This window comes from Stenotrophomonas sp. SrG, from assembly GCF_050031795.1.
Classification (GTDB): Bacteria; Pseudomonadota; Gammaproteobacteria; order Xanthomonadales; family Xanthomonadaceae; genus Stenotrophomonas; species Stenotrophomonas rhizophila_A.
The window spans coordinates 209,087-229,631 of record NZ_JBNBBE010000007.1 but is presented as its reverse complement, the minus strand read 5'-3'; the positions used below and the strand labels follow the sequence as shown (position 1 = coordinate 229,631).

19 protein-coding genes are annotated in these 20,545 nt (G+C 65.8%); 16 read left to right on the top strand and 3 right to left on the bottom strand.

The window, feature by feature from the left end; genetic code table 11:
• Positions 1–139 precede the first annotated feature (139 nt).
• The 8 genes from pyrE to ACQG3P_RS09210 all read left to right on the top strand — a co-directional run bounded on the left by pyrE (position 140) and on the right by ACQG3P_RS09210 (position 9,580).
• Positions 140–799 (top strand): orotate phosphoribosyltransferase, encoded by a 660-nt coding sequence (gene pyrE / locus ACQG3P_RS09245; protein WP_184126094.1) that lies wholly within the window; start codon positions 140–142, stop codon positions 797–799.
• A 15-nt stretch (positions 800–814) separates the two neighbouring features.
• A complete protein-coding gene (locus ACQG3P_RS09240; RefSeq protein WP_426804862.1) occupies positions 815–1,483 on the top strand; it encodes a hypothetical protein in 669 nt (222 codons plus the stop codon).
• Between the two features lie 144 nt (positions 1,484–1,627).
• Positions 1,628–1,720, top strand: a complete 93-nt coding sequence (locus ACQG3P_RS09235; RefSeq protein ID WP_068848713.1) for a potassium-transporting ATPase subunit F — start codon at positions 1,628–1,630, stop codon at positions 1,718–1,720.
• A gap of 12 nt (positions 1,721–1,732) precedes the next feature.
• Positions 1,733–3,445 (top strand): potassium-transporting ATPase subunit KdpA, encoded by a 1,713-nt coding sequence (kdpA, locus tag ACQG3P_RS09230; RefSeq protein ID WP_426804861.1) that lies wholly within the window; start codon positions 1,733–1,735, stop codon positions 3,443–3,445.
• A gap of 11 nt (positions 3,446–3,456) precedes the next feature.
• A complete protein-coding gene (kdpB, locus tag ACQG3P_RS09225) occupies positions 3,457–5,508 on the top strand; it encodes a potassium-transporting ATPase subunit KdpB (RefSeq protein ID WP_068848709.1) in 2,052 nt (683 codons plus the stop codon).
• A complete protein-coding gene (kdpC, locus tag ACQG3P_RS09220; protein ID WP_426804860.1) occupies positions 5,505–6,182 on the top strand; it encodes a potassium-transporting ATPase subunit KdpC in 678 nt (225 codons plus the stop codon). Before kdpB ends, kdpC begins: the two co-directional genes overlap by 4 nt.
• Positions 6,183–6,219: 37 nt before the next feature.
• The gene (locus tag ACQG3P_RS09215) at positions 6,220–8,880 is read left to right on the top strand and encodes an ATP-binding protein (protein ID WP_426804859.1); all 2,661 of its coding nucleotides are present in this window, start codon (positions 6,220–6,222) and stop codon (positions 8,878–8,880) included.
• Complete coding sequence (locus tag ACQG3P_RS09210; protein WP_426804858.1) at positions 8,861–9,580, top strand: response regulator transcription factor; 720 nt, start codon at positions 8,861–8,863, stop codon at positions 9,578–9,580. Before ACQG3P_RS09215 ends, ACQG3P_RS09210 begins: the two co-directional genes overlap by 20 nt.
• Positions 9,581–9,712: 132 nt before the next feature.
• Here ACQG3P_RS09210 and ACQG3P_RS09205 read toward each other — a convergent pair whose 3' ends face one another.
• From ACQG3P_RS09205 to coaBC, 3 genes are read right to left on the bottom strand one after another with little or no spacing between them, the layout of a single operon-like run.
• Complete coding sequence (locus ACQG3P_RS09205) at positions 9,713–12,055, bottom strand: phosphomannomutase/phosphoglucomutase (RefSeq protein WP_426804857.1); 2,343 nt, start codon at positions 12,053–12,055, stop codon at positions 9,713–9,715.
• A gap of 14 nt (positions 12,056–12,069) precedes the next feature.
• Positions 12,070–12,543, bottom strand: a complete 474-nt coding sequence (gene dut / locus ACQG3P_RS09200) for a dUTP diphosphatase (RefSeq protein WP_093532951.1) — start codon at positions 12,541–12,543, stop codon at positions 12,070–12,072.
• Complete coding sequence (gene coaBC / locus ACQG3P_RS09195; RefSeq protein WP_426804856.1) at positions 12,540–13,796, bottom strand: bifunctional phosphopantothenoylcysteine decarboxylase/phosphopantothenate--cysteine ligase CoaBC; 1,257 nt, start codon at positions 13,794–13,796, stop codon at positions 12,540–12,542. The genes dut and coaBC overlap by 4 nt, the downstream gene beginning before the upstream one ends.
• A gap of 226 nt (positions 13,797–14,022) precedes the next feature.
• Here coaBC and ACQG3P_RS09190 point away from each other — a divergent pair, with 226 nt between their 5' ends.
• The 8 genes from ACQG3P_RS09190 to radC all read left to right on the top strand — a co-directional run bounded on the left by ACQG3P_RS09190 (position 14,023) and on the right by radC (position 20,511).
• Positions 14,023–14,256, top strand: coding sequence for a hypothetical protein (locus ACQG3P_RS09190; RefSeq protein ID WP_217538841.1), 234 nt, complete (start codon positions 14,023–14,025; stop codon positions 14,254–14,256).
• A gap of 116 nt (positions 14,257–14,372) precedes the next feature.
• Positions 14,373–15,770, top strand: coding sequence for an ankyrin repeat domain-containing protein (locus ACQG3P_RS09185; RefSeq protein WP_426804855.1), 1,398 nt, complete (start codon positions 14,373–14,375; stop codon positions 15,768–15,770).
• Positions 15,771–15,848: 78 nt separating this feature from the next.
• The gene (locus tag ACQG3P_RS09180; protein ID WP_068848692.1) at positions 15,849–16,160 is read left to right on the top strand and encodes a DUF5076 domain-containing protein; all 312 of its coding nucleotides are present in this window, start codon (positions 15,849–15,851) and stop codon (positions 16,158–16,160) included.
• Between the two features lie 137 nt (positions 16,161–16,297).
• Positions 16,298–17,155: a hypothetical protein gene (locus tag ACQG3P_RS09175; protein ID WP_426804854.1), complete on the top strand. Its 858-nt coding sequence runs from the start codon at positions 16,298–16,300 to the stop codon at positions 17,153–17,155.
• Between the two features lie 266 nt (positions 17,156–17,421).
• Complete coding sequence (locus ACQG3P_RS09170; protein ID WP_426804853.1) at positions 17,422–17,871, top strand: suppressor of fused domain protein; 450 nt, start codon at positions 17,422–17,424, stop codon at positions 17,869–17,871.
• Positions 17,872–18,088: 217 nt separating this feature from the next.
• Positions 18,089–18,649 (top strand): SMI1/KNR4 family protein, encoded by a 561-nt coding sequence (locus ACQG3P_RS09165; protein WP_426804852.1) that lies wholly within the window; start codon positions 18,089–18,091, stop codon positions 18,647–18,649.
• A gap of 190 nt (positions 18,650–18,839) precedes the next feature.
• The gene (locus ACQG3P_RS09160; RefSeq protein WP_426804851.1) at positions 18,840–19,220 is read left to right on the top strand and encodes a hypothetical protein; all 381 of its coding nucleotides are present in this window, start codon (positions 18,840–18,842) and stop codon (positions 19,218–19,220) included.
• Between the two features lie 592 nt (positions 19,221–19,812).
• Positions 19,813–20,511, top strand: a complete 699-nt coding sequence (radC, locus tag ACQG3P_RS09155; protein WP_426804850.1) for a RadC family protein — start codon at positions 19,813–19,815, stop codon at positions 20,509–20,511.
• The last annotated feature ends 34 nt before the right edge of the window (positions 20,512–20,545 follow it).

Here is a 20,545-nt window from a genome sequence, read left to right as displayed (position 1 = left end):
GGGCAAAGCATACCGGGTTGCCCGGCCCATCGGCTGGCCGGATCCGGCCATTGCAGGGGCCTGCGGCGGCCGGTCGCGAGCCTGAATTGCCGGTCATGCTTTACGATCTGCGCTCCAAGAGAATTGAATAGAGCGTTAGATGAGCGACCACCGTCACCGTTTCCTGCAGCTGGCCTTGACCGCCGATGCGCTGCGTTTTGGCCAGTTCACCCTCAAGTCGGGCCGCCTGAGCCCCTATTTCTTCAATGCCGGCCGCTTCGATTCGGGCGCCAGCATGGTCCAGCTGGCCGCCTGCTACGCCGATGCGGTGGAAGCCACCGGGTTGAAGTTCGACGTGGTGTTCGGCCCGGCCTACAAGGGCATTCCGCTGGCCACCGCCACCGCCTGTGAATTCGCCCAGCGTGGCCGCGACCTGCCGTTGAGCTTCAACCGCAAGGAAGCCAAGGCCCACGGCGAAGGCGGCAACCTGATCGGCGCGGACATGAACGGCAAGCGCGTGCTGATCGTGGACGACGTGATCACCGCCGGCACCGCCATCCGCGAGGCGCTGGGCATCATCAAGCAGGCTGGCGGTACCCCGGCGGGCATCGTGGTGGCGCTGGACCGCCAGGAAATCGCCTCGGAAGACGACCGCCGTTCGGCTGCCCAGGCCGTGGCCGAAGAGGCCGGCATTCCGGTGGTGGCCGTGGCCACGCTGGCCGACCTGCTTGATTTTGCCTCCGGAAATCCGGAACTTGTCGGATACCGGCAGCCGCTGGAGGACTATCGGTCCCGTTACGGCAGCCGTCCTACGCGTTGAGAGCAGGGGGCTCCCATGTCCAGGATTGCCACGTTCACCATCATTGGCCTGTTGCTGGCCGCGCCTGTGCTCACGGCCCAGGCCCAGAGCAAGCACAGCAACACGCCGGCCAAACCGAAGAAGCTGTTCTGCTGGAACGAGGGCAAGGAGCGGATCTGCAGCGATGCCCTGCCCCAGGACGCGGTGAACAGCGCCCGTGAGGAGTTCAGCGTCAACAGCGGCCTGCGCAAGGGCGGGGTGGACCGCACCCTGACCGAGCAGGAGCGCGCCGATGCCGCCGTGGCCGCCGCGCAGCGCCAGCTCGACCAGGCCGCCGAAGATACCCGCCAGCGCACCGAGCAGGCCATGCTGTCCACCTACCAGGACGAGGCCGACCTGCGCCGGGTGTTCGTGGAGCGCACCGGGATCCTGGACAACAACGTGCAGACGGCCAGCTACAACGTGGCCAGCCTGCGCAGCGCGCTGGTGACCCTGCTCGGCAGCGCGGGCGACCGCGAACTGGCCGGCCAGCCGGTGGCCCCCAAGCAGGCCGAGGACATCCGCCTGCGCCACGCCGAGCTGGTGGCGCAGAAGCGCATGCAGGACTCCTACGTGCAGCAGCGCAAGGCGCTGGATGTGGAGATCGAGGAAACCCTGCAGCGGTACCGGTTGTTGAAGGGTGTTTCTACCGACCCGCGCGGGTAAGGTGAAAGCAGCGAAAGGGCGGATGCGCGGGCATCCGCCTTTTTTTATGCACTTTTTACGGGTTGGGCACGGGGCGGGCGTGGAGCGTTTACGCCGTTGGGGAACACGATGGCGGCCTCCCTTCCCTACTACTGAGAACGCCCCGTGCCTGCCTGGCTTTCCTTCGTGAGCGGCGTGCTGGTGCTCGTTGCCGCCGCCTACCTGCTGTACGTCGTGCTTGCGCCCGAAAAGTTCTGACCGGAGCCGACCATGACCGAGATTCTGTTGATTGTGCTGGCCAGCATCGTGCTGGCCTTTCCGCTTGGGCTGTACCTGGCCCGGGTGATGCGCGGTGGGCCGATGCGCGGCGACGCGCTGTTCGGCTGGATTGAAAAGCCGCTGTACCGCGTGCTGGGCGTGAACCCGGCGCGCGGGATGTCCTGGCGTGGCTATGTGGGCGCGTTCCTGCTCAGCAATCTGGTCATTGCCGTGCTGGTGCAGGCGGTCTTCATGACCCAGGCCTGGCTGCCGTTCAACCCCGACCAGATTCCCAACATGCGCTGGGATACGGCGCTGCACACGATGGTGTCGTTCCTTACCAACACCAACCAGCAGCATTACTCCGGCCAGGCGCAGCTGTCGTACTTCTCGCAGATGACCGCGATCACCGGCCTGCAGGTGGTCACCCCGATGATGGGGCTGGCGCTGGTGGTGGCCACGCTGCGTGCGCTGTTCGGCACGGCGCCGGAAGGCGATGCCGCCGAACCCGCGCTGCCGGCCGACCGCCGGATCGACGTGGGCAACTACTATGCCGACGTGGTGCGTTCGTGCGTGCGCTTCATGCTGCCGCTGTGCCTGCTGTGGGCGGTGCTGCTGACCAGCCAGGGCGTGCCCTCGACGTTGGCCGGTGGCCCGACCGCCACGCCGATCGATGCGGCCGCGGGCATGGAAACCCAGAAACTGCCGCTGGGCCCGGTCGCGGCGATGGTGGCGGCCAAGCAGCTGGGCGCCAATGGCGGTGGCTGGTACGGCCCCAACAGCAGCATGCCGCTGGAGAACCCGACCCCGCTATCGAACGCGCTGGAGCTGATCGGCATCCTGCTGATCCCGATCGCGGTGGTGTTCATGCTGGGTGCGTTCACCGGTCGCAAGCGGCTGGCCGCGCTGGTGTTCGGCTGCATGCTGGCGATGTCGAGCGTGTCGATCGCCGCCACGGTGTGGCTGGAAGGCCATTCGGCCACCGCTGCCAGCCCGCTGCTGATGGAAGGCAAGGAAGTGCGCTTCGGTGCCGACGGCACCGCCCTGTGGGCGGCCATCACCACCCAGGTTTCCAACGGCTCGGTCAACGGCATGCATGACTCGCTGAGCCCGCTGGCCGGCGCCGTGCCGATGGTCAACATGCTGATCAGTGCGATCTGGGGCGGCATCGGCTGCGGCCTGCAGCAGTTCATCGTGTACCTGCTGCTGGGCGTGTTCCTGGCCGGGCTGATGACCGGCCGTACCCCCGAGCTGCTGGGCCGCAAGCTGGAAACCCCGCAGGTGAAGCTGCTGGCGCTGCTGGTGCTGCTGCAGCCGATCACCATCCTGGCGTTCACCGCAATCACCCTGGCCATTCCGTCGATCACCGGCACCTCCAACCCCGCGTTCCATGGGGTGAGCCAGGTGTTCTACGAGTATGTATCGGCATTCGCCAACAACGGCTCGGGCTTTGAAGGGCTGGGCGATGCCACCCCGTGGTGGAACCTGAGCTGCACCCTGGTGCTGCTGTTGGGCCGCTACCCGGTGCTGGTGATTCCGCTGATCGTCTGCGCCCAGCTGGCCGCCAAGCGGCGTGCGCCGGAATCGGCCGGCACGCTGCAGATTGAAACCCCGACCTTCGCGCTGACCCTGATCGCGCTGATCGTCATCCTGACCGTATTGCAGTTCATGCCGGCGCTGGTGCTGGGCCCGGTTGCCGACCACCTGTCGCTGACGCTGCGCTGAGACGTGAAACCATGAGTACCTATCCCTTGAATGCAGCTCCTTCCCGCCGCCCGCGCCTGCTCGATGCAGCCGGCCTGCGCCGGGCTTTGCGCGATGCGGTGATCAAACTGTCGCCGCGCCACCTGGTGCACAGCCCGGTGATGGCGGTGGTGATGGTGGGCACGCTGGTGAGCCTGCTGGTCACGCTGACCGGCAACGCGCCGCTGGGCTTCGGCCTGGTGGTGACCGCGATCCTGCTGTTGACCGTGCTGTTCGGCAACTTCGCCGAAGCGGTGGCCGAGGCCCGCGGCCGCGGCCAGGCCGCCTCGCTGCGGCGTGCCCGCCAGGACCTGAGCGCGCGCCGGCTGGCCGCCGCCCATGCCGGGGCCAGCGAAACCCAGGTGCCGGCCGCCGAGCTGCGCCCGGGCGACCATGTGATCGTCAGTGCCGGCGAGCTGGTGCCGGCCGATGGCGAGATCGTGCAGGGCCTTGCGACCATCAACGAAGCGGCGGTGACCGGTGAATCGGCACCGGTGCTGCGCGAGGCCGGTACCGACCGCAGTGGCGTGATCGGTGGCACCAAGGTGCTGTCGGACCAGATCATCGTGAAGATCACCGCCGAGCCGGGCCACAGCTTCCTGGACCGGATGATCGCGCTGGTGGAAGGCGCCAACCGGCAGAAGACGCCGAACGAAGTGGCGCTGACCCTGCTGCTGGCCGCGATGACGCTGACCTTCCTGGTGGTGGTGGCAACCCTGCCCGCCATCGGCGCCTTCGTCGGGGTCAAGGTCGACCCGCTGCTGCTGATCGCGCTGCTGGTATGCCTGATTCCGACCACCATCGGCGGGCTGCTGCCGGCCATCGGCATCGCCGGCATGAACCGTGCGCTGGCGGCCAACATCCTGGCCAAATCGGGCAAGGCGGTGGAAGTGGCCGGCGACGTGGATGTGCTGCTGCTGGACAAGACCGGCACCATCACCCACGGCGACCGCCAGGCGACCCACTTCCATGCGCTGGCCGGCATTGAAGCGACGCAGCTTCGAGAAGCGGCGCTGCTGTCGTCGCTGGCCGACCCGACCCCGGAAGGCAAGTCGGTGGTGCGGCTGGCACGCGAGCAGGGCTGCACCACCGCTGAGCCCGACCGCGCGGACTACCTCGCTTTCAGCGCGCAGACCCGCATGTCCGGCGTGGACCTGGACGGCGGCCGGCGCATCCGCAAGGGCGCGGCCGATGCGATCACTGCATATGTCCGCGAGCTGGGCGGCACCGTGCCGGCCGAGCTGGCCGGGCGCGTGGAACAGGTGGCACGCAACGGCGCCACCCCGCTGGTGGTCTGCGAAGGCCGCCACGTGCTGGGCGTGATCGAGCTGAGTGACGTGGTCAAGCACGGCATGCGCGAGAAGTTCGCGCAGCTGCGCGCGATGGGCATCCGCACGGTGATGATCACCGGCGACAACCCGCTTACCGCCGCGGCGATTGCGGCCGAAGCCGGCGTGGACGATTACATCGCCGAAGCGCGCCCGGAAGACAAGCTGGCCCGCATCCGCGCCGAACAGGCCGGTGGCCGGCTGGTGGCGATGGTGGGCGACGGCACCAACGACGCACCCGCACTGGCCCAGGCCGACATCGGCCTGGCGATGAACTCGGGCACGCAGGCGGCCAAGGAAGCCGGCAACATGGTGGACCTGGATTCGGACCCGACCAAGCTGCTGGCGGTGGTGGAAGTGGGCAAGCAGCAGTTGATCACGCGCGGTGCGCTGACCACGTTCTCGCTGGCCAACGACGTCTCCAAGTACTTCGCGATCCTGCCGGCGCTGTTCGCCGCCACCCTGCCGGCCATGGCCACGTTGAACGTGATGCACCTGTCCAGCCCGCGCAACGCGGTGCTGGCGGCGCTGATCTTCAACGCGCTGGTGATTCCGGCCCTGATTCCGCTCGCCCTGCGTGGCGTGCGCTTCCGCCCGGCCACGGCCACCGCGCTGCTGCGCCGGAACATGCTGGTGTACGGGCTGGGCGGCGTGCTGCTGCCGTTCGCGGCCATCAAGCTGATCGACCTCCTCCTCTTCTCGGTATTTGGCGCATGAACCGCTCCGCTGCTGCTTCGCTTTCCCGCCCGGCGCGTGCGCGCGCCGCCACTCCGGTGTCATTGCAGCACACCGGTGCGCTGCGCCCGGCCATCGGCCTGGGCGTGGCCAGCCTGCTGCTGCTCGGCCTGGCGTATGCCGTGGCCACCACCGGCCTCAGTGCCGCGTTGTTCCCCGTGCAGGCCGAAGGCAGCCTGCTGCTGGACAACCACCAGGTGCGCGGCTCGCGCCTGGTGGCCCAGCCGTTCGTGGGCGACGGCTACTTCCAGACGCGCCCGTCGGCGGCCAACTACGACCCGATGGCCGCCGCCGGCAGCAACCTGGCGCGCAGCAACCCTGCCCTGCAGGAACGCGTCGCCGAGGCGACCCGGACCGTGGCAGCGCGCGAAGGCATTACCGTGGACGACGTGCCCGGTGATCTTGTGACCCAGTCCGGCGCTGGCATGGACCCCGAGCTGTCGCCGGCTGCGGCTGCGGTGCAGGTCAAGCGCGTGGCGGGCAACCGCGGCCTCAGCGTGGAACAGGTGCAGGCGCTGGTGCAGGCGCATACGCAGGGCCCGCAATGGGGCGTGTTCGGGCAGCCCCGGGTGAACGTGATGACGTTGAACCTTGCCTTGGACGGGTTGAAGAACAGCCAGGCGGCAACCGGCGCGACGGAGACGCCTGCGCGATGATGTCGCCTTGCCACCGAACGGCGCACACTCTGCCCCCATGACCGACTCCCGCACCCGACAGGCCGACGCACTGGTGGAAAGCCTGCAGCGCGAGGCCGGCGGCAAGCTCACCGTGTTCCTGGGCGCCGCCCCCGGCGTGGGCAAGACCTACAGCATGCTCGGCCGCGCGCACGAGCAGCTGCGCCGCGGCGTGGACGTGGTGGTGGGGCTGGTGGAAACCCACGGCCGCGCCGAGACCTCGGCGCTGCTGGAGGGCCTGCCGCAGGTGCCGCTGCTGCAGCGCGAGTACCAGCAGCATGCGCTGCAGGAAATGGACCTGGATGCAGTGCTGGCGCGGCACCCGGCGCTGGTGCTGGTGGACGAGCTGGCCCACCGCAACGTGCCGGGCAGCCGCCACGAGCGGCGCTGGCAGGATGTGATGGAGCTGCTGGACGCCGGTATCGACGTCTGGACCACGCTCAACATCCAGCACCTGGAAAGCCTCAACGATGTGGTGATGCGCATCACCGGGGTGCGGGTCAGCGAGACCGTGCCCGATGCGGTGCTGGACCGCCTGCACGATATCGTGCTGGTGGACCTGCCGCCGCGCGAACTGATCGAGCGCCTGCAGCAGGGCAAGGTGTACGTGCCCGAACAAGCCGCGCAGGCGCTGCAGGCGTTCTTCTCGCCCGCCAACCTGACCGCGCTGCGCGAGCTGGCGATGCAGGAGGCGGCCGACCGGGTCGACAACAGCCTGCGTGAAACCCGCGCCGCGCGCGGGGAAGGCAACCTGCCGCTGCGCCGGCGGGTGCTGGTGGCGATCGATGGCGGCGGCCAGAGCGAGTACCTGGTGCGCGTGGGCCGGCGCATTGCCGAGCGCCGCGATGCGCCCTGGACCGTAGTGACCGTGCAGCGCCGCCGCGAAGACGACAGCACCCGCCGCGAGATCGATGCGGCCTTCGCACTGGCGCGGCGGCTGGGCGGCGAGGCCGAGCTGCTGCATGGGCCCAGCATTGCCGATGCGCTGCTCGACCACGCCGCGCACAACAGCGTGTCCACCCTGGTGCTGGGCCGCACCCGCGAACGGCCGTTCGCACGCATGCTCAACCGCACGCTGACCCAGCAGTTGATCCAGCGCGGCGCGCACTTTGAAATCACCATCATCGGCACCCCGCAGGCGCGCGCGCGTGCGCGCCGCCATGGGTTGTCGATGCCCACGCTGAGCACCGGCCGCGACACCGTGCTGGCGCTGGTGGCCACTGCGCTGGCCTGCCTGGTGGCGCTGGTGGCCGAACGCTGGGTGGGGCTGTACGACCTGTCGATGGTGTTCATCGTGGCGGTGGTGGTGGTGGCCGCGCGCAGCCGCACCAGTGCGGCGGTGATGGCCGCGGCACTGTGTTTCCTCGCCTACAACTTCTTCTTCATCGCCCCGCGCTTCACCTTCGCGATCAGCGCGCGCCAGGGCGTGATCACCGTGTTCCTGTTCCTGGTGGCGGCACTGGTGGCCGGGCGGTTGGCCTCGCGCCTGCGCATGCAGGTGGTGGCGCTGCGCGCGGCCAACCGGCATGCAAACGCGCGCCAGGTGCTGGGGGGCCAGCTGACCCGTGCCCCCAACAACGAAGCGGTGGCGCAGGCCGGACGCGAGGCGCTGGAACAGGCGCTGGATGCGCCCGCGTGGCTGCGCATCGGTGCCGACACCAGCACCAGCGGCAGTGCCGCGCCGGGCGACACCGACCTGGCCGCAGCCGACTGGGCGCACCGCCACGGCCAGCCCAGCGGCCGCTTCACCGACACGCTGGCCGGCGCGGAGTGGTGGTTCCTGCCCCTGCTGGATGGCGACGAGCGCGCCATCGGCGTGGCCGGCATGCGCTTCCCGCGCAGTGCGCCGCGCTTGACCCCGGAACAGCGCCAGCTGGCCGAAGCGATGGTGGATGACATCGCGCAGGCCGCGCTGCGCACGCGGCTGGTGGCGGACCTGGAAAAGGCGCACGTGAGCAACGAAACCGAGCGGCTGCGGTCGGCACTGCTGTCGTCGGTCTCGCACGACCTGCGCTCGCCGCTGGCGGCAATGATCGGCTCGGCCGACAGCCTGTCCAATTATGCCGAGGCGATGGGTGCCAGCGACCGCCGCGCACTGCTGGATACCATCCTGGTGGAAGGTGAGCGGCTGGACCGCTACATCCAGAACCTGCTGGACATGACCCGGCTGGGCCACGAAGGGCTGAAGATCAACCGCGACTGGATCGGCGTGGACGAGCTGGTCGGCTCGGCCGCGCGCCGCCTGCAGCGCTACCAGCCCGACGTGCGCCTGCAGCTGGACATTCCCAGCACGCTGGGCCCGATCTGGGTGCACCCGGCGCTGGTGGAACAGGCGGTGTTCAACGTGATGGAGAATGCGGCCAAGTTCTCCCCGCCCGGCACGGCGGTGGAAGTACAGGCGCGGCTGGTGGACGGTGAGCTGCGCATCGATGTGCTCGACGCCGGCCCCGGCATTCCCGATGACGAACGCGCGCGCATCTTCGACATGTTCTACAGCGTGGAGCGCGGCGACCGCGGCCGGCATGGCACCGGGCTGGGCCTGACCATCACCCAGGGCATGGTCGGCGCGCACGGCGGCAGCGTGCAGGCGCTGCCGGGCCGCGACGGACGCGGTACCCTGATCCGCATCACGCTCCCCCTGCTGCAACCCCACCCTGCCGATGACCCCGACGATTCCTGACCCTTCCCATGGCGTGCCACCGGCGCGCGTGCTGGTGATCGACGATGAAGCGCAGATCCGCCGCTTCCTCGACATCAGCCTGCGCGCGCAGGGTTACCGGGTGCTGCAGGCCGCGACCGGGCAGGCGGGACTGGAACTGCTGGTGGGCGAAGGCGCCGACCTTGTCATCCTGGACATCGGCCTGCCGGACATGGAAGGCCACCAGATGCTGGCCGAGCTGCGCCAGTGGAGCCAGGTGCCGGTGATCATGCTGACGGTGCGCGCCAGCGAAACCGAGAAGGTGCTGGCGCTGGACAACGGCGCCAACGACTACGTGACCAAGCCGTTCGGCACCCAGGAGCTGATGGCGCGGGTGCGTGCGCTGCTGCGCACGCGCACGGTATCGGCCGATGGGGTGTTGCCGCATTTCGATGACGGCCACCTGCACATCGACCTGGTGCGCCGCGAAGTGCACCTGGACGGCGCGCCCGTGGCGTTGACCCGCAAGGAGTACGCGTTGCTGTCGCTGCTGCTGCGCAACGCCGGCCGGGTAGTGACCCAGCCGCAGATCCTGGCCGAGATCTGGGGGCCGACCCACCAGCACGACACGCACTACCTGCGCATCCTGGTGGGCAAGCTGCGCCACAAGCTGGGTGATTCAGCGCTGGACTCGCGTTACCTGTTCACCGAACCGGGCGTGGGTTTGCGGTTCAAAGGGTAGCCGGGGTGCGCGTTGTATCGACCAACGGTCGATACCTACCGGCGATGTCGGCGTTGGCTGCCGACCTGCAGGGGATATCGGCGTTGGCTGCCGACCTGCAGGGTAGGTACCGACCGTTGGTCGGTACTCCTTTCAGAAACCCAATTCCACGCCCGGCAGCAGCGGCTGCAGCTGTTCGCGGAACAGGGTCTTGATGCGCTCCAGCGCAGCCTCGTCGTTGCCTTCGAAACGCAGCACCAGCACCGGGGTGGTATTGGAGGCGCGCAGCAGGCCCCAGCCGTCCGGGAAGTCCGCCCGCAGGCCATCGATGGTGGACAGGCGCGCGCCGGCGAACGGCGAATCCTCCACCTGCGCGGCCGACACGAACATCGACACCAGCGCGTGCGGGGTACCCGATTCCACCGGCACCTTCAGCTCCGGCGTGGATACGCTGTCAGGCAGCTCATCAAGCACTTCCGACGGGGTTTCTTCGCGCTGGGCCAGGATTTCCAGCAGGCGCGAGGCGGCATACAACCCATCATCGAAGCCGAACCAGCGCTCCTTGAAGAAGAAGTGACCGCTCATCTCACCGGCCAGCTCGGCATCGGTTTCGCGCATCTTGGCCTTGATCAGCGAATGCCCGGTCTTCCACATCATCGGGCTGCCGCCGTTGCGCAGCACGTAATCGGACAGCTTGCCGCTGCACTTCACGTCGTAGATCACCAGCGCGCCGGGATTGCGCTGCAGCACATCGGCCGCGAACAGCATCAGCAGGCGGTCGGCGTAGATGATCCTGCCTTCGCGGGTAACCACGCCCAGGCGGTCGCCATCGCCATCGAAGGCCAGGCCGATATCCGCATCGAAGCGCTTCACGGTCTGGATGAGGTCTTCCAGGTTGTCCGGGTCGCTCGGGTCGGGGTGGTGGTTGGGGAAGGTGCCATCCACATCGCAGTACAGCGGAATGACTTCGGCACCAATGGCTTCCAGCAGCGGCTGGGCCAGTTCGCCGGCCACGCCGTTGCCGGCATCGGCCACCACCTTGATCGGGCGGTCCAGCTGCACGTCATCGGCAATGCGCTGGATGTAATCGGCGTTGACGTCGCGCTGCTGCAGGCTGCCCGGTTCGGCCGCCACGTGCAGCTGGCCATCGCGGATGCGCTGGTACAGCTCGGTGATGGCATCGCCGGAGAGGGTCTCGCCGCCGACCACGATCTTGAAGCCGTTGTAGTCCGGCGGGTTGTGGCTGCCGGTGACGGCAACGCAGCTGCCGGCACGCAGGTGGTAGCTGGCGAAGTACACCACCGGGGTGGGCGCCAGGCCGATGTCGGTGACATCGCAGCCGGCGCGGCGCAGGCCTTCGATCAGGCTGGCGCTCAGTTCCGGGCCGGACAGGCGGCCATCACGGCCCACCACGATGTCGCGCAGCCCCTGCACCTGCAGCACCGAGCCGATGGCCTGGCCGATCAGCACCGCCACCTGCGGGGTGAGCTCGCGACCGATCACGCCGCGGATGTCATAGGCGCGGAAGATGCCTTCCGGCACCTCATGGCCCGGGCCGGTGGGCAGCGGCGGCGGTGCCACGCCCGAACCGGCGGCCGGGGCCGGCTCCAGCAGCGGCTCCTGTACCAGGCTTTCGCGCAGGGTCGGGCCGTGGTCGGCCTCGCTGGCGGCGGCACGGCGGCGCGGCAGGGGCACGCGGCCTTTGCCGAACTGCAGCATGCCGGCGATGGCCAGCAGCAGCAGCGCGACGATGATGGACGGAATCGCGCCCAGGCCCAGCGGGCCCGGTTCGATGTCAGGCACGGCGGCCGCCAGGCGCAGCCCGCTCTTGCCGATCGGCCGGGCCAGCCCTTCCGCCGCCTGGGACAGGCTGCTGTCGCCCTGCTCAATGATGTTGTGGGTGCCCTGGCGCAGCGCCAGGTAGCCAGCGGACGGCACGCGCACCTGGTCGAAGGTGCCGGTCAGGCGCAGCAACGGCTGGCGTACGTAGATCACGGCCGGCCCCGTGGTGCCCAGCTGCACCGGCACGGCAAGGCCCAGGCGCTGGCCACCGGCGTCGCGCACCACGCGCGCCACCACGGTATCGCCGGCAATGGCCGATTCCAGCAGGCCCAGGCGGGCGTACCCGAAGGCCTTGGGATCGGCATAGGCTTGGTCCAGGTCGGCGGTGAGCACCTGCACGTCTTCGGTGCCCGGCCAGCCTTCACGCACGGCCAGTGCGGTGGCATCGGCATCGCCGGCGGCCAGCGCGGTACTGACCCGTTCGCTTTTCACCAGGGTGCCCAGCTGGCTGCTCTGCCCTTTGAGTGCGGCGTCCACGCCCTGCACGATCTGGTCGCGGGACTGTTCCAGCGCCTGCCCTACCGAGGCCTGCCGCCATTGCCGCACTCCGCTCCAGGCAAACCACAGCGCCAGCAGGGTCAGCAACCCCACCAGCAACAGCCCGTTACGCTTGCTTGTCAATCGCGGCTGTCCTTCCGCCGTTGCCTTGCTCATTGATGTTCCCCCTGTCAGCGCACCCCGGTATGGCCGAATCCACCCGTTCCCCTGGCGCTGTCGGTGAAAGTATCCACTACCTGCAGGCCGACGCGTGCAATCGGCAGCACAACCAACTGTGCAATACGGTCACCGGGTTGCAGCGTGAAGGCCTCGCGGCCGCGGTTCCAGGCGCTGATCAGCAGCGGGCCCTGGTAATCGGCATCGATCAGGCCGGTGCCGTTGCCCAGCACGATGCCGTGGCGGTGGCCCAGCCCGGAGCGCGGCAGCACTACCGCGCACAGGTTCGGATCTTCGATGTGGATGGCGATGCCGCTGGGAATCAGCGCCGTATCCCCCGGCTGCAGGGTGAGCTCGGTTTCCAGCGCGGCGCGCAGGTCCATGCCGGCGCTGGCTTCGGTGGCGTAGGCCGGCAGCGGCCAGGTATCACCGAAGCGGGGATCGAGCAGCTTCACCTGCAGCGCGTGCAGGGAGGGGGCTTGGGTCATGCGTGCAACCTCTGGGCAATCAGGGACAACAGTTGTTCGGCCAGCAGCGCCTTGGTGGTACCGGGGAACACCTGCTCCCCGCCCTGCCAATAGGCGGTGGCTGCATTTTCGTCGCTTTCGAAGCCGCCGTTTGTGATACCCACCTGATTGGCGATCACCAGATCCAGCCGCTTGTCGACCAGCTTGCCGCGCGCGTACTTCTCCACATCGTGGGTTTCGGCGGCAAAGCCGACCACCAGCTTGAGCGCGTTGGTCTGCTGGGCCACCTCGGCGAGGATGTCCTGGGTGCGCACCAGCTCCAGCGTGAGGGTCTGGGTGCCGGCGGTCTTCTTCAGCTTCTGCGGGGCCACCTGGCGGGGGGTGTAATCGGAGACGGCGGCGGCGCCTATATAGATGTCGGCCGGCAGCGCATCCAGCACGGCGCTGCGCATCTGCGCCGCCGAGCGCACGTCCACCCGCTGCACCCCGGCCGGGGTGGCCAGGTGCACCGGGCCGCTGACCAGCAGCACCTGCGCGCCCTGGCGCACGGCGGCGGCGGCCAGCGCGTAGCCCATCTTGCCGCTGCTGCGGTTGCCCACGTAGCGCACCGGGTCCAGGTCTTCATAGGTGGGGCCGGCGCTGATCACCACGCGCAGGCCTTTCAGTTCCTGGGGGGATTCGGGCGCATCGGCCGGACCCTGCAGGGCGGCCAGCGCGGCCACGATGGCATGTGGTTCGGTCAACCGGCCGGGACCGGATTCGCCCTCGGCCAGCGGGCCGTCTTCCGGGCCGACCACCTGCGCACCGCGTTCGCGCAGCAGGCTGATGTTGGCCTGGGTGGCCGGGTGCAGCCACATGCGGTGGTTCATCGCCGGGCACACGGTGAGCGGCGCGGTGGTGGCCAGGCACAGGGTGGTGACCAGGTCATCGGCATGGCCGTTGGCCAGCCGGGCCAGCAGATCGGCCGTGGCCGGGGCGACGATGACGCGGTCGGCCCAGCGGGCCAGCTCGATATGGCCCATGGCCTGTTCGGCCGCGCTGTCCCACAGGGTGGTGCGGGTGGGCTGGCCGGACAGGGCCTGGAAGCTCAGCGGGGTAACGAACTGCTGGGCCCCGGCGGTCATGGCGACCTGCACCTGGGCCCCGGCGTCGCGCAGGCGGCGCACCAGTTCCAGCGACTTGTAGGCCGCGATGCCGCCACCCACGCACAACAACAGCTTCTGGCCTGCCAGCGGGCGCGCCTGCGCCGGGGAAGCCTGGGGGGAGTCAGCCACCTGCGAATTTCCTGTCGAACCGAGGCGATTAGCTTACCCGATGGGCTGTGCGGGGCTGATGCCCCAGGGGCATAAGGAGTGGGTTTTTGGTCATGAAGGCTTGGCGGGTGCCTCTCGTGGGGCGGCCTGCCCTTGCGGTATGCGAACATCTTGCGCTTGCGACCTACCGGCGGACGGGGAATTACTCCGGCAGGTCAGCTCTGAAGCGTGACAAGGGAAAATCACGATGCCTGTTGAAGAAATTGCAGGAAGCCTGCTCGGCGGCATTGGCAGGTTCATTGCCTGGATGTTCGTTGACCTGCTGTTCCATACCGTCATATTGGGCACCGGCTATATGGTCCTGAGCGTGCTGGCGCCGAATAAGGAGCGTTCGGAGAATGCCTGTGCTGCTGCCGGCCTGATCACCTGGGCTCTGATTGCGCTGACCGTGTTCGGAATCTATCGCGCCACACTGGCATAGCCGTCCAGGCAAGTTGACAACTTGTCCAGTGCATCGCGCGTTGCGGTTGTTAGCATTGAATGCAGTAGATCAAGGATCGTGAACTGCCTGTGGCCACCTCGTCTTCCCCTGTTGTATTGGACACCCCCCTCACCTGCGAGGACGCGTTCGCGGAGATCGAACGACACGTTCGTGCCGGTGTACATCCCGATCGCATCCGGTTGGGCTATAACGAGCGCGCCCTGTATTGGGTGTGCAACAGCAGCCTGCTTCACCATGACGGTCCGGACGAGGCCACGATTGTCGGGCGCATCGAGGCGCACCTGGCGCTGGTCTCCCTGCTGCTGGCCAAGGGGGCGGATCCCAACAAGGCAGCCGGACGTGGCGCCACACCCCTCTCGACCACCTGCCGGGACTTCATCTTCAGCCCGGCCGCGTGGGCGGTGGAGAAACTGCGCCGGCTCCTCGCCGCCGGGGCGAACCCTCGCCTGACCAAGGATTCACCGATCTGCACCGTGCTTGGCCTGCGCGACATGCGCGGCGAAGTGTGGAACCCGGCGTTTGATGCGGATGCAGATCCGGCGGAGATGGGCTACATCTTCGACGCCGTCGACGCGCTGCTGCAGGGCGGCGCCAGCATTGAAGCCATGGACCACCGGCAGATGTACACACCAGTGTTGATCGGCGCGTACCTGGGCAGTGTGCCGCTGCTGCGGTTCCTCGCGGAGCGCGGCGCCAACGTGCACGTGGTCAATCCCGCTGGTTCCACTGCGCTGATGTATGCGGCGGGCGACGTGGACGGACTGAAAGCCAGCCGCGGTGGCATCTCCACCACATGGCACCGGATGGGCGACCCGGTGGCCGTTGCCCGGCTGTTGATCGAATGGGGCCTGGATCCCGCCGCTGCCAACGAGCGCGGCCGCACGCCGCTTACCCTGGCGTTGAACGCCGGCAATGTTGACGTGGCGGCGGTGGTGGCGGAAGCCCTTGCGGGACACGGCAAACTTCTGAAGGCGGATGTGCGCCGGTTCAAAGGTACGGAGTTGGAGGCGCAGGTGGCAGCACTGGCCACCAGCGGCCGCACAAGCAAGCCGCCCAGGACGCAGACGAAGCCGGTGGGTGCCGCGCAGGCCGCTTCATGGGACCGCGCGCGCCAGGAGATGAACCACCCTGATGCATGGCAGCGCCCTGCCTGGTTCTGCGCCTACAACAAAGCATTGTTCGAACACCTGGCCAGCGGCGGCCACCCGGCCATTCCGGTAAACCTGCTGTACGCCGATTACACCGACGCGCTACGCACGCTGCACCTGTCGAAGACCAAGGACTGGATCAGCCGCAGCGGGGTGGTGACGGTGAAGCCGGACATCGTGACCTGGGACAGCCTGCGTATCAGCTATTCGCAGCTTGATGGGGATGACCTGGTCTGCCGAGAGGAGATCGTCATGCCGATGTCTCCCGAGCAGCAGCCCAGCATCGAAGCGGTGGTGGGAGCCGTTGGGCAGTTAGGCGCCCGGCACTTGAAAATTGGTGTTTGACCCAACTAGATGGTTTCGCACGTCGCAACGTCGCAAGATCGCAACGCTCGTCCCCCCAGAGAATGAGACTCCAAACAAATGAACGAACGCCCTATTCCGGAGGCCGCTCTGGCGGATGAGCATTCAGTCGAGATGCTGAGAGTCTGGATCGCCGCAAAAGGGCTTCACTGTTCCTTGAAAGTTGGGATGTACAAGGAAGGGAAGACATCATTGGAAGAAAACGCCTGGGGCACCATCTTGGCAGACGTTGCACGTCACATTGCTGCCGCTCTGGAGGATGGATATGGCGTGGATCCTGAGGAGTCACTTCGCCTCATCAGGGCCAAGTTCGATGCTGAGCTCGGTGCCTCGCCACCGCGCATGACAGGCGGCTTTGTGCAAAAGCAGTGACGCCTCGCCCCTCCTTATGCCCCCCCTTCGCGCCCGCATCAGCATTCAATGCGCCGGGCCCGTATATCATGAGGCCTCGAACGCAGCCTTCGGCTCCCTTGCACCTTGCAGGGGCATCAACTCGGGATCATGGCGGGATGAGTTCCAGTATCGACTACAAAGTCTTAGCGTCGTGGTGCCAAGATGCCATTTCGATCCTGGCCAGTACCGGTGTGCCAGATAAGATTGTTGGCATGCAACGGACCGCAGTCGTAAAGCTCGCTGGATCGCCCGCTCTGTACTCAATTGCCGACAGCCTGGCAGAGGGACTCAGCCACCTCCCTGACGAGGAGCGGGTGGATGCCAGTAAAGTGCTGGTCGAACGGCATGGCTTCGATTTCAACTTGTTTGTCGACAGGAATATGAGGAAGGTCTGTGCAGTATTGAGGCGTGGATCAATCAAGAATGATTCAGAGTTCAGAGTACTGGCCGACTTTTCCAGTGACACCACACACGACAGAATGATAGTTGACTTGGCAGACGGCCTCCTTGCCAGCTACCAGACGTCGAAGCGTGCATCTGAAGACTCCGACTTGTTGCGTATCGCCAAACAGATGGCTGCGTTAAGCCCCCTGGTGTCGCTGATCGACTCACAGGCAGCCGAGGAAATCCTTGCGGCTGCAGGAAATATTCACACAGAGGATAGTGAGTCAGTTCATAGGTGGGCGGCGCTTCGAAGCGCAGAGACCATCTACTATGGACATGACCTGGCTGCATGGGGGAACATCGTCTCCCAGAAGATAGGGAAGATGGACGGGGAATCTTTGTGCATCGCCATAACGGATGATGAGCAAGGACCATGGCCGGTGTTGCGGCTCGCCAACAAGTTCATCCTGGTTGAACTTATCCAAAGCCTGCACTTTTTCGAGTACATGGCCTTTCAGGAAGACGGGCGCCAGCTTCTGTTTGATACCCATCACAACACAATCGTGTTCTCTCCAGCTCACGCGCCTTAACGCAGAAGTTGCGAAGGGCGGCGCGAGGCTTACTGGCACCCCACTTCGCTGCCCCCCTTGCAGCGACGTCGCAACGGGGCCGGTCGTATGCAGGATCGTCGTTCCAACGCTCGGATTTACGAAGCCTCCAGCCCTACCCATGGAAGACCTTGATGTTGCCAGCATCCAGATATGTCGAAGTACTTCGTCACCACTATGCAGAAGCATGGAAGGGGACGATGCGGGAGACTGGCTTCCCGGCCAGCCCACACGCCCGGCTTTCACCTATGTTCGAAGTCCTCAGCTTGCCGCCGGGCTCCGGTCGTGACATGTGGACGTACGCAACGGTAGGCATGTCTGAAGGGATGCGCAACCCAATCGAGCTTCATATGTTGAGTTCGCGTCCCAGTGCTGAAGTCCCTGAGGTGTTGGCGACGGTTGCCAGCTATCACCGGGAAATCGGAGGGATAGGGCTGGGGGACACCGTCTACTTTGGCAAGCCGTGGATCGGTGAATCGGCGTGTGAGCATGGCCTCTTGTCGCTCCCGTATCTCGACGGGCCCACCACTGAGATCGCCGATCTTGGCAACGGTGCCAGAATCAGCTGCTACTGGCTTCTTCCAATCACCAGATCAGAGGTTGATTTCAAGAAGGAGAATGGCCTGGACGCGTTGGAGACGTTGTTCGAGGCATCTGGGTTCGACTATCTTGAACCGCTTCGGAGCCCGGTGGTGTAGCAGACGGCACCGTAGGGAACTTGCCGGGCGGTGCATCGCTGAATGGCCAGTGGTCCGCTGGACTGGAGCATGATTCGGGTAGCCTCAGTCAGCTCGAAACCGCCATCGTTGTTGAGGGGGATGTTGAATGAGTGTTGGACCAGCCACGAGGAAGCTACTGGAACTCAGCTCGCCAGCCTTGTCGCCTGGCGGCACGGGGATCGACCTGGAAGCTTGCATGCAGCTTGGCGGCGTACCCATGGAGTTGGCGGGCATTCTTGGCGAGAAGAACGGCTTCCATGCATTCGAATCCGCCCTGCACTTCTTCCCATCCAACGACTCTCCTTCAAGCGTTGGACTTGATGATTGGAACAGCGATTCCGGTTGGCGGAGCGAGTTCGGCGAACTGGCCGACGGATGCCTGTTCTTCGCAGAGGACGTCTTCGGCGGTCAGTTCTGCTTGAAGGATGGCAGGGTTTGGCAGTTTGATCCGGAGACCGGAGAGTTGACCTTGCTTGGCGAATCGCTTGAGGAATGGGCGGCTGCCGTGCTTGGTGACTTCGCGTTTCTGACTGGCCATCCGGTTGCAAGGGAATGGCAACTGCTCCACGGGCCTCTGCCTGCGAACATGCGACTGGTGCCCAAGGTTCCGTTCGTGCTTGGCGGGCCGTTCTCCGTTTCCAATTTGTCGCCCATGGACTCGGAGCGGGCCATGAGGGTGCGTGGGAATCTTGCCAGACAGATCAGCAACCTTGCCGATGGCGAGAAGATTCGCCTCGTGACTGGGGAAGGTCTCTAGGCCGATCGTCGGTTGTCCGGCTCAACCACGGTTCTCCCCGATTGGCCGCGCGACCGCTCTCCAATGTCGCTGACTACGCGCGCCGCGATGCTGGTTCCGACAGCTCCAAATTTGGTGTTCAGTACCAAGATGCCAGCGGAGCTACCATTAAGTCTTACAACTTCCTGCTGGATCAGAACGGGACTCCTTGATGACCACGAGATTTTTTTTATTGGTCTTGTTGCTTGGGATCGGATCTGCGTGCGCTTCACCGAAACCAAAGCAACAAACGCGAAAGCTCGTTCAGGCTACTATCGTGGAGCGATCAGCTATCCCGCCTTTTAGCGGCTACCTGCGCACCTATGTGGGGTTCAAGGTTAAGGCAGATAGTTCTGAGCTTGATTTTTTCTATCCGTATTTTGAAGAGGGCAAACGCTTGCCTGAGGTCGGCGATGTCTGTGATCTCGCATATCACACGGAGTCAGTTGATGGCCATGTTGGAAACATCGCCATCAACGCCAAGGGTTCGAAAGTGGTTGACAGTTTTGAATGCGAATCAAAGGGGACGGAGATGGTTGATTTCCACCCATAACGCACAAGGCCCGCATCGCGGGCCTTGTCGCTTACCGAGCAGGAAGTGGCGAGATTTCTTGCGCAGTCGATGCAGGAAGGCGTTCTTCAACCAGATTCCGGCACTCGCATGTACCGCCTTACTCAGCCCGGTTGATCCCCGGGCGAACTGCCTTCGCCGTCTGAAACGTGCCAGAATTTAAGCGCGAAGCCCGATGGCAGCTCGCACCCGCAGACTCCGATCTTATTGCTTATAGCCAAGCATACGCCTGCGCTGAGCCCACTGGTGTCGCTGATCGACTCAAAGAGTGCTGGGCAATCCTTGCGACTGCAGGAAATACTCGCACAGAGAGTGGCCATGAGAACGGGTTCAAAACTAACCTCGCAACTCTGAATCCAGGCACATCAGGCCCGTTTTTCCAGAGCGGGGATGGACCTCGACCTTCCAGCAGATAGCCCGTACTTCCGCGAACTTAGAGATCGACAAAGGCGTGCTCGTCCAGACCACGACCTAGGGGCCAGATCAGCCTAGGTAAGTCTTCTCATAGTCCCTGACGTTCTTATTGGGCACTTCCCTATCGCCCAACGTCGCGAAGTGGTTAACACTGATCGGCATGACCATCAAGCACTGGCCGAAAGAAGATCGTCCTCGCGAGAAGCTTATGGGGCGCGGACCGGGGGCCCTCACCGATGCAGAGCTATTGGCGCTCTTCCTTGGGACCGGCTGCAACGGGCTGAATGCGCTTGAGCAAGCGCAACTTCTGGTGCAGGCGCACGGTCCCCTCCGCCGTCTATTGGACATGGACGTGCGGCAGCTGAAGAAACTGCCCGGACTTGGACTTGCCCGGGCCTGCGAATTGGTCGCCGCACTTGAACTGACCGACCGCTATCTGCTTGCTGACTTGGAACGCGGAGAGAGCATGCTCGATGCAACGACCTCCATGCGCTACTTCAAGCAGCGCTTGCGCGGACGAAAGCAGGAGATCTTTGCCGCACTGTTCGTGGACACTCGAAATCGGGCCATCGCCTTCGAGGAGCTTTTCACCGGGACCATCGACTCTGCCGTGGTGTACCCCCGCGAGGTCGCGCGCCGCGCCTTGCTCCACAACGCGGCAGCCGTGATCGTTGGGCACAACCACCCCTCGGGAAATTCCACTCCCTCACAGGCAGACCGCCAGATCACCCGGCAGTTGGTGGAGGCACTGCCCTTGGTCGGCGTGCGATTGGTCGACCACATCGTGGTGGGGGATGGCGCCCCGGTTTCTCTGGCATCCCTTGGCTGGCTCCGACGAGACCTCTCTTTCCGAAGCTGAACGGGCCGGTCAGCCCAGTCCCCCTGTCCTTAAG

Coding starts and splice junctions, on each gene's coding strand:
- pyrE (WP_184126094.1), top strand. CDS start 140: ATGAGCGACCACCGTCACCGTTTCCTGCAGCTGGCCTTGACCGCCGAT.
- ACQG3P_RS09240 (WP_426804862.1), top strand. CDS start 815: ATGTCCAGGATTGCCACGTTCACCATCATTGGCCTGTTGCTGGCCGCG.
- kdpA (WP_426804861.1), top strand. CDS start 1,733: ATGACCGAGATTCTGTTGATTGTGCTGGCCAGCATCGTGCTGGCCTTT.
- kdpB (WP_068848709.1), top strand. CDS start 3,457: ATGAGTACCTATCCCTTGAATGCAGCTCCTTCCCGCCGCCCGCGCCTG.
- kdpC (WP_426804860.1), top strand. CDS start 5,505: ATGAACCGCTCCGCTGCTGCTTCGCTTTCCCGCCCGGCGCGTGCGCGC.
- ACQG3P_RS09215 (WP_426804859.1), top strand. CDS start 6,220: ATGACCGACTCCCGCACCCGACAGGCCGACGCACTGGTGGAAAGCCTG.
- ACQG3P_RS09210 (WP_426804858.1), top strand. CDS start 8,861: ATGACCCCGACGATTCCTGACCCTTCCCATGGCGTGCCACCGGCGCGC.
- ACQG3P_RS09205 (WP_426804857.1), bottom strand. CDS start 12,055: ATGAGCAAGGCAACGGCGGAAGGACAGCCGCGATTGACAAGCAAGCGT.
- dut (WP_093532951.1), bottom strand. CDS start 12,543: ATGACCCAAGCCCCCTCCCTGCACGCGCTGCAGGTGAAGCTGCTCGAT.
- ACQG3P_RS09190 (WP_217538841.1), top strand. CDS start 14,023: ATGCCTGTTGAAGAAATTGCAGGAAGCCTGCTCGGCGGCATTGGCAGG.
- ACQG3P_RS09180 (WP_068848692.1), top strand. CDS start 15,849: ATGAACGAACGCCCTATTCCGGAGGCCGCTCTGGCGGATGAGCATTCA.
- ACQG3P_RS09175 (WP_426804854.1), top strand. CDS start 16,298: ATGAGTTCCAGTATCGACTACAAAGTCTTAGCGTCGTGGTGCCAAGAT.
- ACQG3P_RS09170 (WP_426804853.1), top strand. CDS start 17,422: ATGTTCGAAGTCCTCAGCTTGCCGCCGGGCTCCGGTCGTGACATGTGG.
- ACQG3P_RS09165 (WP_426804852.1), top strand. CDS start 18,089: ATGCAGCTTGGCGGCGTACCCATGGAGTTGGCGGGCATTCTTGGCGAG.
- ACQG3P_RS09160 (WP_426804851.1), top strand. CDS start 18,840: ATGACCACGAGATTTTTTTTATTGGTCTTGTTGCTTGGGATCGGATCT.
- radC (WP_426804850.1), top strand. CDS start 19,813: ATGACCATCAAGCACTGGCCGAAAGAAGATCGTCCTCGCGAGAAGCTT.